Below are 9,730 nucleotides of genomic sequence, written 5' to 3' on the forward strand. Positions count from 1 at the left end.
CGAAGGATCACGCGATGGCCGTCCTCATTTCACGACGCCACGCCTCTACCAGCGGAAACTCTTACACCACTCCCGTGGACGCAACCCCCGCGACAGCCCGGGAGTCTGAGGCTATCCTCTGATCATTCACCCCCCACCCCCGCAGAGGACCGCAACCTTGTCCGAGACGATCGAACCGGACCCTGGCCAAGGCGTCACCCGCCCTCCGATCGCTGGCTCGCCCGGCGGGGTCCAGTACCCACCGCAGCAGGCATATGGGGCGCAGTATCCGCCCCACCAGGCACCCGGGATGCAGTACCCGCCTCACCAGGCACCCGGGATGCAGTACCCGCCTCACCAGGCACCCGGGGCACAGTTCCCACCGCAGCAGGCACAGAAGAAGAACTTGACGTTCGGCTTACTCACGCTGCTCGGAGGAGGCTTGGTTGCTGTTGGATCGTTCCTGCCTTGGGTCACAATCACCGCGCCCATCTTGGGCACGATTAGCCGAAACGGTATCGACGGCGGTGGCGACGGCGTCGTGTCGCTCGTGGTCGGAGCGATACTCTTCGCGATCGGCTTGGCCCGGGTGACCGCGTCCGTGCCGGGTTGGCTCCAGCGGGTGCCGATCGCGCTTGGCGCGCTTGCCGGGCTAGTAGCCGTGGTGGATTTCGGTTCTGTCAACGACAAGCTCGCCCAGCTTCCGTCGTCGTCGTCGGCGTTCGTGGCAGCCAGCGTTGGCCCGGGGCTGTACATGGTGGCGATCGGCGCGGTGTTCTCGGTCATCGGTGGGCTGGTCACTGACCCGGCGAAGACCAACAGATCGTGATACGCGCGCGATGTGCGGCTGGCAGCGGAGCACGTTGCGAGCTGGAGATAGAGGTGCTGGAAGGGTCTGAGGGGATGCCACGCTGACCCTCGCCGATTTTGGCCGGGGGCCGGCTACGGGTCCGAGGGTATTTTTGACCTGGGGCGATGCAGCCCGCGGCCTAATAATCCGGGCTCGGCTGGCGTGAAAATCCGATCCGGTGCGGGAGCTGGCGGCCACGGGAACCGGGGAAGGCCTGGCGGTATGGATCGGATGGGGGTTGAGGACGTCTCCGGCGCCTCGGCCTGCCCGGTTTTCGGTCCCCGATTTCTCAGCCTGTCACGCGGGGCTACACGGCGCTGGCTCCAGGGGTCTCGCTGCTGCCGGGCTGAATCCATTGGCGCAGGTGGTCAGCCGGCTGCCGGGCCCGGTTCCGTGCTACCGAAGGGGCGGCCGGGTCGGCGGCGATCTGCTCCTGGACGCGGGCGGCCGACGCCACCACCGCAAGGTAAGGGCAGCATCTCGCTCGTCATGTCAGGCCGCCCTCGTGCCGTGCCGGTTCGCTGCCCGGCGGTACCGGGTCATGCGCTGTTCCGGTCATGCGTGAGTTCGACGAGGCCCTCGCTGAGTTCGGGGCGGTCCTCGATACGGTCCTGGTCCTCCCGGCGCGAGGACAGCATCGCGAGGACCTGGGCAGCGATGGAACCATCCTGCGGGACCGGGACCGGGACCGGCCCGTACACGGGACCGTAGGTCTCGACGAAGTAGGACCAGGCGTCGCCGCGAGGACCGAAGTCTGCCTTCTCGACGAACACCACGATCTTGTCCCGGATCTCGTCCGCCGTGAACTCGCGCAGCCAGGAGTAGAACGTGCTCGACATCGCCCCGCAGCTCGCGCCGATCCGGTGGCCGTTCCGATCCATCAGGCGGTTGAAGTACCGGGTGATGCCCTGCGGAGTGTCGTCCTTCGCGCACAGGGCGAGGTAGTCCACCACCGTGGCCTCGAACTCGGTCTCGTCCTCGCGGTCCTCGTCCTCCAGCGCTTCGGCGTCAGGACCGGTCTCCTGGAAGAAGGACACGGGACCGAGGTCCTCGCGGTTCTCAGCGCGGTCCTCGCCGTCCCCGTCAGTCCCGATCCCGGACAGGTCCGCGCTGGCGACCGACGAGCCGGTGTCGAAGGACTTACCACCGTCGATCGAGTCCCAGTAGCTGGCCTCCTTCCGCCGCTCGGCGACCTTGGCAGCGAGGAGGGCCCGGTTGTTCAGGAAGTCCTTCCAGATCGGCGTGCGACCCAGGTACTCCTTGACGTGCTCCGGCAGGCACTTCGGGTCCGCGCCGTAGCTCGTGTTCGCCGGGTAGTAGTCGATCATGGCGTTGATGTCGCTGTAGGCCATGCCGTCGCTGAGCCACCGGTCGAACGTATGGGCCATCGCCGGGAGCTTGATGGAGCCGGGCCGCTTCAGGGCCGCAGCCCACTCACGGTCCATGTAGGCGCGGTCCTTGATCTTCTTGCGGAACGCCCTGGCCAGGTCCATGCCGGAGAAGCCGAGCATCCCTCGCGGAGCGTTGAGGATGTCGTCCTCCATCTCCTCCTCGGTGTGCTGGGTGGGCAGGGCCAGCACCGGGAGCGCGTTCACGTCGGCGATCCTCGCGCCGTTCACCACGACCTCCTCCTTGTGGAGGATGTACTCGTTCTTGTCCCCGGCGCGCTCGCGGTTCCTAATCAGCAGACCGGCGGCCTCCAGCTCACGGAGCCAGACGTTGAGCTGTGTCAGGCTGGTGTGGCCGCCCGCGCTCCGATTGCTGGGGAAGTACTTGATGAGCTTGCTCTGCGGGATCTTGGCGGACGCCCAGGACTTGGCGGTGGCCTCAAGCATCAGCAGGAGGTGGAACGCGCGGTCGGAGATGTGCGCGGTGATGACGCTCATCGCCACCCACGTCTGGGCCCTGCGGCTGATGCGCGGCTTTCCCCGGAACGTGTCGTCCGCCAATTCCGGCGAGAGGACCTCGTACTCGTTGCCCTGCTTGTCGCCCCGCTTGGTCTGGCGGGTGCGGAGGAAGCCGTCCCGCTTGAGCCGCTCAACGGCACGCTCAACCGTGCGCTCCGACGTGTGGAGCTTCTTGGCGATCTCAGGGTAGGTAAACATCGGCCAGCGAATACCGTCACCGTCATCGTTGTAGGCGCTGTAGTCCCGCTTGCTCGCGAGGACAAGGGCGATGATGCGAATCCCGGTGCTGGTCATTTGGTCTGAAAAAACGAGTGGCTCAGGAATCGCCGCGAAGTACCGCTGCGTAGTGCGGACTGCTACACTAAGCATCAGATGAACCCATCCTTCATCTCGCGGGCCCGGAGTGTTACCAGCACTCGCGGGCCTTCTTATTCGGACCAATTACCACGATAGCACGCACCCTTTCCGGGAATGTGGCGGCAAGATCGCCGAGGGTGCTAATCCGGTCGGAAGCCAGTCGCCACTCCCGCCATTTTGTGGGAATCCGACGAAAGCCAGCGCGAAATCCCAACTTAACGCGGCCGAAGGTTTGTCACCATGTGCTGTCCGACAAGCGAGCAGGTCAGAGTCAGGTCCGCCACTGACCGGCGATGAGGTCCGCCACTGAGCGGCGATGGAGTCCGCCACTGAGCGGCGATAGTAGTCAGAGGTTCTTAGACTGAGATCTTGATCCACAGTACTTCGTACGACGCGCGGAGCGCGACCGCAGGGAAACGCCCAAAAGCCAGGCCAAGCCCGAGGGCGGGGGGATCGGGATTCCCGGCACCAGGGTTTCCCGGCCTGGGGGTGGACCCTCGGCTACGTGATCGATCTCCGGCCGGATTCACCGGCATCGGCACCTCGGTCCGTGGTTGCATATCCGGCCTCCCGCCGCCTTAGCCCCTCGGCGGCCCTCAGGGCTATTCTCCGGCCCTATCAACACCATTCTGGACCCCTGGCCGCCGAGCGGCCCGCAGAACGCCCCATTGGCCGTTCTGGCGGCTTCGGGGAAACTCACCTCCGCCGCTGTCCTACCCCGGTCGGCCACTCAGTTCAAGTTAGGAGATAACTCCGACTTGAATATCCCAACTTGCCGTCGCCGCCCATACCACGTCCGGGTGAGGGGGCCGGACAATATCCCAACTATCCCCAGGTGTGGAATTTCTCACGCCGCATCCCAACTAACATTTTTGGGCGCCTGCTCCTTAGCCTCGAAATATGCGCGACCTGGATAGGCACCCGAGTGAACTGACCGAGGGCGAGCGCTGGGAACGGTTCGCACAGATCCTCGCGCTCGCACTCGTCGAGGCGTGGGAGGAGGGCCGCCTTCCCGTTCCGGTTGAGGGGCAGGAGGCGGCGTGAGGCGTCAGAACGGGACGATCTCCAAGCGCTTGTCCCCGCGATGACCTGGATGGACGACGATCTTCTGCACCACCTGCTTGATCAACTGACGACGACGGTCCTGGGAGATGACTGGCCAGGCCTCCCGCATCCCCTTGAAGAACTCCGGCGGCATCGCCCTCTTGGCGGCAGTTTCGGCTGCTCCCAGCTCCGAGAGACGTATCTGAGCCTGGGATCGCTCAGACTCCCGCATTGCCCTGCGCCGGTTGTACGTCTCCCGGTCGATGGCGTCGTCCTCGTACAACTCGACGAGGCGCTCCAGTTGCCGCTCGGCGTCCGCCACAGCCCGCTGGAGTTTATCGATCTCGGACGACCTGGTCCTTTCGGTGGCGGCCTTCCGCGCCATGTCCTCGACTGTTTCAAGCGACTGGGCCCGGTTCTCGGTCCACTCCAGGATCTCGGCCTCCGCGACCTTCAGCAGGACAGTCACCCCCTTGCACTCACGTGTGACGATGCCGGGGCAGCGGAACCTGACCTGGGGCGGCGTGCGGGCATCGGCGCCGGCGGTCATCTTGCGGTCGCAACGCCAGCACCTGAGGATGCCGGAGATGCTGTACTTGGCCTTCGTCGAGGCCCAGTTCCTACCCAGTGAACTGGTCCTCTTCGCGCAGAAGGCATCCCACAGTTCCCGACTGATGATGGCCGGGTGGGCACCGGGGTACCAGTCCCACTGATCGAAGCGTCGACTCGTTGCTCCAGGCTTCCGCTTCCTGATTAGTCCGGCCGCGAAGCCCGTCTCCATGGCAGTCAGCCATCTGGCGCTGGTAAGGACCTCGCCGTTGCTGGCCCTGATCCCGAGGTTGGCCATGTCACGGGCCGCCGAGCTGAGCGGCTCGTCATCAACGTATCGCTGGTACATCTCGGCGAGGGCGTCCGCGATGATCGGCTCTGGCTCGTACGTCTTGCCTACCCGCTTGTACCCGAAGCGGGCCACGCCGTTGTGGGGGAGTCCCATGTCCAGCAGGATGCGATGGGTGTCCCGCCAGGAGTCCCCGATCTGGTCGGACTGCAATTCGGCGATGAGCAGCATCTGGCCACGGGTGAATCGCCCCATCGTGGTGTGGCTGTCGCCGGGCTCGGTGCCGGACAGCGCAACGCCGCCGGCCTTCTCCAGTTCGTGCAGGTTGTTCAGCGAGTCCCGCAGGTTCCGGCCGAACCGGCTCCACTTCCAGAGCAGGACGACCTCGTATTCGCCGCGGCGGACCTCGTCGATCATCTCCTGGATTTTGCGCTTGGCGAAGTCCCGACCTGACTTGTTCAGGTCGTAGACAACCCCGACGACCTCGATGCCCTCCTGGGCCGCCCTGGCGCGAGCCGCCTGCTCCTGCATCTCCGGTGAGTAGATCTCGTCGCGGCCCTTGGTGCTCGACACCCGGATGTAGATCTTGCCCCTGCGCCGTGGCGTCAGCGTATCGAAGGGGGATGCGGGGGTCGGCACCTGCAACTCCAGGGGGTGATGCGCGTGAGGGCTATGAGACAGATGTGCTTTGGTCTATCATTGTAACGGCCGGCATGCGTACGTCCATCAGGACGACGTCGGGCCGGAGCGAGCGGGCCAGCGACACCGCCGCCGCGCCGTCGGCGGCCTCGCCCACGACGCTCAGGCCGGGCTCGGACTCGATGATGATCCGCAGGCCGGTGCGGATCAGGTCCTCGTCGTCGGCCAGCAGCACCCCGATGCCTTCGCTCATGTCTCCGTCCGCCCCTCGCCGGAGCTCTCGCCCATGCCTTCGCCCGCGCTCTCGGCGCGTATGCCCGGGAGCAGGGCGGCGTCCGCGCCCGGAAGCGGGACGCGGACCTCGACCCGCCACGTCTCGCCGTCGCCTCCCGCCTCCATCCGGCCGCCGAGCAGCGTCACCCGTTCCCGGATGCCGTCCAGCCCGTGCCCCGCTGTGCCGGGAATGCCGCCGCTCCTGCCGCGCCGGCGCGGTCCGGTCGGGCCTCGCCGGTGGTTCGGACGGACCTCGTTGCGCACGCACACCTCCAGGACGCGGTCGTGTACGCCGGCGTCGACCTCGATCGGGCCCGTGCCGTGCCGGATCGCGTTGGTCAACGCCTCCTGTACGACGCGGTAGGCCTCCCGGGAGATCACGGGAGGCACGGCGGACAGGTCGCCGAGCCGCCGGGAGACCGGCCTGTCTCCGGTGAGGGTGGCGTCGAGCAACGCGGGGAGGTCGCCGAGGGACGGCTCGGGGGAGGTCCGCCCCGCGCCCTCCCGCAGGACGCCGATGACGTGGTCGAGCTCGTCCAGCGCGCTCCGGGCGGAGGTCTCGATCGCCTCCAGCGCGGCCCGGGCGGCGGCGGGGTCGCGGTCGAGCACCCGGCCAGCGGCGGCGGCCTGCACGGTCACCACGCTGAGGGCGTGGCCCACCGAGTCGTGCAGCTCCCTGGCGAGCCGGTTGCGCACCGCCAGCCGGTGGGCCGCCTGCCGCGCCAGGGCGAGCCGGTCGGCCGCGGACGGCCCGAGGAACGCGGGGGCCAGGCGGGCGAGCAGCGCCCCGGCGCCGACCGCGAGGAAGAGCAGGCAGACGAGCACGGCCAGCCCGGCCGGCGGCCCCCACGCCGTGGCCCAGCCGCTGCGGATCCCGGGGTCCACCAGCCCGAGATGATCCCCGGCCAGCGGAAGGACAGCAAGCCAGACCGCGAACGGCACCATGGCCAGGGTCACCCCGCTCGCCAGGCCGCCGATTCCCAGGTGCAGGGTGAACCACGCCGCGGTCCTGCGGCGTTCGGACCATGTCCGCCGTACGGACGACGGCGGGGGCTCGACGGCCGCGCCCAGCAACGTGCGTGCGGCGGCGACCTCGAAGGCCCGGACCGGCAGGAACAGCCCCGACACGGCCACCACGGGGAGCACCGCGATGAAGATCAACGGCTGAACCGACAGCAGCGGATCGCCGACGTCGGGCGTCGGACGCCACAGCGCCGTCGCGACCTCTCCGGCCATCATGTAGGGCATGAGCAGCGCCCCACCGACGATCAGGCAGGCCCACCTGCGGTAGGTGACCCTGTCGAGCAGCGGGGCGAGGACGCGCTTCACGTTCCGATCGTCCCGCACGAGCGGCGAACGCGGTGCCGTCCGGTCACGGCCTGTGGACAAGCATCCGCCACCCGTGCGCGGGCACGAGAGCGGGGTCCCCGTCCGAGCCGGCCGCCCCTGTCCAGCTCTCCGTCCCGGCGCCGCTCTCCGCGACGGTCAGCCGGGAGACGTCCACGGGGAAGCGGTAGGCGTCGTCGCCGATGTTGAGCAATGTGACGACTTCTCCCGCCGGTCCCTCGCTGCGCAGCGCGAGGGCCTTGTTGGCGACGTGCTCGGCCTTCGTACGAGCCCGGACCAGCCAGGGGTGCCGGCGGCGCAGCCCGATCAGCCGCTGGTGGAGCCGGTAGACGGGCATGCCGTGCGGCGCCAGGTCGCAGGGTCCTTCCGGGAAGGCGGGCCGGATCGCGTCGTCGCCCCCGGCGCGTTCCTCCTTGATCCCGAGGAAAGCCTGCTCGTCGCCGTAGTAGAGGCTCGGCACCCCGCCCACGGTCATCAGGACGGCCAGCGCGTGCCCCAGGTGCCGCGGATCGGTGAGCCTGCTGGCCAGACGCGTCACGTCGTGGTTGCCGACGAACGTCATCGGCGCGAGCACCTCCAGCAGCCGGTCGTGCCGGTCGAGCGCCCAGGCGAGTTCGAAGAAGTTGCCGTCGTTGAGGGAGCTCCAGATGGCCTTCCACAGCTCGTACTGCGTCACCGAGTCGAGCCCGCCCTCGGTGACGTACGCCGCGTAGTCGCCGTGGATCACCTCGCCGGCGAACCAGGCCTCGGGATGCTCCCGCCGCACCCGGGTGACGGCCTCCCGCCAGAAGGCGCGCGGCACCGCGTACGCCGCGTCGAGCCGCCAGCCGGACGCGCCGCGGTCGAGCCAGTGGCTCATCACCCGTACGACATGGTCGAGGACGGCGGGCTCCGCGTGGTTCAGCGCGACCAGGTGGTCGTGGCCCTCGAACACGGCGAAGCCGCCGGCGCCGTCACCCGGGCGGAACCAGCGGGAGGCGGGGGAGCCCGGCCCTTCGGCGAGCGCCCGGCCGAAGACCGGAAACCCCCTGCCCACGTGGTTGAACACCCCGTCGAGCAGCACCCGGAGCCCGCGCCGCCGCGCCTCGGCCACCAGATGGTCGAAGTCGTCGTCGTCCCCGAGCCGGGGATCGACACGGAAGTGGTCAACCGTGTCGTACCCGTGCGTCTCGGACGCGAAGATCGGGCCGAGCTGGAGGCCGGAACAGCCGAGGTCCACGGCGTAGTCGAGCCAGCTCTCCAGACGCCGCAGCCGGTGCCGGACCGGTGCTCCCTCGGGTGCCGCCGTCAGCGGGGCGCCGGTGAAACCCAGAGGGTAGACATGCCACCAGATCGCATGGTCGCTCCACGACGTCACAGCCGCTCCTCACCGTCGTCCGTCTGGTCCCGGTCCGTCTGATCACAGTGTCGTCGTCTCCGCCTCCTCCCGTGTGGGCGGCCCCTCGGCGCCGGCATGCCCTACGAAGGCGGGGCGCCCCCTGCCGCAGGCGCGGCAGACGCCCCGCGTGCGGTAGTGGTAGCCGACGGCCGCCGTCCCCATCGCCAGCCCCCAGGCGAGGAACCAGGGATAGATGACGTCGAACACCCAAGGAGAGACGCCCTCAAGGGACGGCTTCGCGAGGCCGAGGGCCACCGCGACGCGCAGTCCCGTGCCGAGGACGCCGACAGGGACCAGCATGACGCTCCCCACGAAGGCGGCGGTCAGCGGCATCCACCGCGGCATGCGCAGCGGCGGCCGCCAGGTCCGGGCGAAACCGAGCCCGAGCGCCATGCCGATCAGCGCCAGCACCCCGGTGTCGCCCAGCCCCGGCGTCCACAGGTGCACGTCCCCGAACGCCCGGGGATCGGCGAGGCCAACGTGCCCCCGAGGCCCCACTGCACCTTCAGCGCGCCGTACCCGGCCGCGAGCAGCACGGTCAGGTATCCGGCGCGGACGCTCAGCCTCTGCCACGACCCCCGGGCCTGCCACCGTCCCCCGGCCCCCACCGGCGGGAGACGTGCGCCCGGCGGCGCCCTCCACGCCGCCGGCCCCTGGGCCGCCCGTACGGTTCGGAACCAGGTCCGCGGAGGAGTCCTCGTCGCAGTCTCCGGTCCGGCCGCAGCGCGCGCAGGCGCCGCGCGCGCGGCGGCGCACGTCACGGCGGTCACGAGGAGCGTCGTGCCGGCGGCGAGCGCGGCGGCGCGGGCGGCGGCCATCGGCAGGTCGAAGCCCAGGTCGACGACGCCGCTCTCCCCGCTGACCGCCGCGATCGCCGCCATGATCCCGCCCACGATGTCGAAGGCGATCCCGCTCGCCCCGGCGCCGGCCAGCGCGAGCCCGGCCACCGCCATGGCGGCGGTGGCGAGCGCGCCGGGGGTGCTGGGACGGGGTGCGCTGGGGCGGGGTGCGCCGGGGGTTCGTGATCGCGTCGAGGTGACCGGTGAGCACGGTACTCACCCGGGCAGTCGCGGTCGGCCATGCAGTGGTCGATGTACGCGTTGATCCGGCGACGTAGT

Annotated in this window: 9 protein-coding genes; 2 read left to right on the top strand and 7 right to left on the bottom strand. The window is 69.1% G+C overall.

Annotated elements, in window-relative coordinates; all coding sequences use genetic code 11:
• The first annotated feature begins 385 nt into the window (after window positions 1–385).
• Window positions 386–808: a hypothetical protein gene (locus tag B1L11_RS42810; protein WP_143737961.1), complete on the top strand. Its 423-nt coding sequence runs from the start codon at window positions 386–388 to the stop codon at window positions 806–808.
• 560 nt (window positions 809–1,368) lie between these two features.
• Here B1L11_RS42810 and B1L11_RS42815 read toward each other — a convergent pair.
• Window positions 1,369–2,934, bottom strand: coding sequence for a hypothetical protein (locus B1L11_RS42815; RefSeq protein WP_143737962.1), 1,566 nt, complete (start codon window positions 2,932–2,934; stop codon window positions 1,369–1,371).
• Between the two features lie 1,059 nt (window positions 2,935–3,993).
• Here B1L11_RS42815 and B1L11_RS47670 point away from each other — a divergent pair.
• Window positions 3,994–4,137 carry a hypothetical protein gene (locus B1L11_RS47670; RefSeq protein ID WP_179155584.1) on the top strand — a complete coding sequence of 48 codons (144 nt, stop codon included), beginning with the start codon at window positions 3,994–3,996 and terminating at the stop codon, window positions 4,135–4,137.
• A gap of 4 nt (window positions 4,138–4,141) precedes the next feature.
• On the opposite strand, the gene B1L11_RS42820 is transcribed toward B1L11_RS47670, so the two are convergent.
• From B1L11_RS42820 to B1L11_RS42845, 6 genes are read right to left on the bottom strand one after another with little or no spacing between them, the layout of a single operon-like run.
• Window positions 4,142–5,614: a recombinase family protein gene (locus tag B1L11_RS42820; protein ID WP_143737963.1), complete on the bottom strand. Its 1,473-nt coding sequence runs from the start codon at window positions 5,612–5,614 to the stop codon at window positions 4,142–4,144.
• A gap of 31 nt (window positions 5,615–5,645) precedes the next feature.
• Entirely contained in the window at window positions 5,646–5,867 is a 222-nt protein-coding gene (locus tag B1L11_RS42825) for a response regulator transcription factor (protein ID WP_079320882.1), read from the bottom strand.
• Entirely contained in the window at window positions 5,864–7,216 is a 1,353-nt protein-coding gene (locus B1L11_RS42830) for a histidine kinase (RefSeq protein WP_256863395.1), read from the bottom strand. The genes B1L11_RS42825 and B1L11_RS42830 overlap by 4 nt, the downstream gene beginning before the upstream one ends.
• A 43-nt stretch (window positions 7,217–7,259) precedes the next feature.
• Window positions 7,260–8,591 carry an alpha-amylase family protein gene (locus B1L11_RS42835; protein WP_079320883.1) on the bottom strand — a complete coding sequence of 444 codons (1,332 nt, stop codon included), beginning with the start codon at window positions 8,589–8,591 and terminating at the stop codon, window positions 7,260–7,262.
• 42 nt (window positions 8,592–8,633) lie between these two features.
• Window positions 8,634–9,059, bottom strand: coding sequence for a hypothetical protein (locus tag B1L11_RS42840; RefSeq protein WP_079320884.1), 426 nt, complete (start codon window positions 9,057–9,059; stop codon window positions 8,634–8,636).
• The gene (locus B1L11_RS42845; RefSeq protein ID WP_079320885.1) at window positions 9,011–9,565 is read right to left on the bottom strand and encodes a hypothetical protein; all 555 of its coding nucleotides are present in this window, start codon (window positions 9,563–9,565) and stop codon (window positions 9,011–9,013) included. The genes B1L11_RS42840 and B1L11_RS42845 overlap by 49 nt, the downstream gene beginning before the upstream one ends.
• Window positions 9,566–9,730 lie beyond the last annotated feature (165 nt).

The sequence above is a fragment of the Microbispora sp. GKU 823 genome (assembly GCF_002027145.1).
Taxonomy (GTDB): Bacteria; Actinomycetota; Actinomycetes; order Streptosporangiales; family Streptosporangiaceae; genus Microbispora; species Microbispora siamensis.

Coding starts and splice junctions, on each gene's coding strand:
- B1L11_RS42815 (WP_143737962.1), bottom strand. CDS start 2,934: ATGTTTACCTACCCTGAGATCGCCAAGAAGCTCCACACGTCGGAGCGC.
- B1L11_RS42845 (WP_079320885.1), bottom strand. CDS start 9,565: ATGGCGGTGGCCGGGCTCGCGCTGGCCGGCGCCGGGGCGAGCGGGATC.
- B1L11_RS42825 (WP_079320882.1), bottom strand. CDS start 5,867: ATGAGCGAAGGCATCGGGGTGCTGCTGGCCGACGACGAGGACCTGATC.
- B1L11_RS47670 (WP_179155584.1), top strand. CDS start 3,994: ATGCGCGACCTGGATAGGCACCCGAGTGAACTGACCGAGGGCGAGCGC.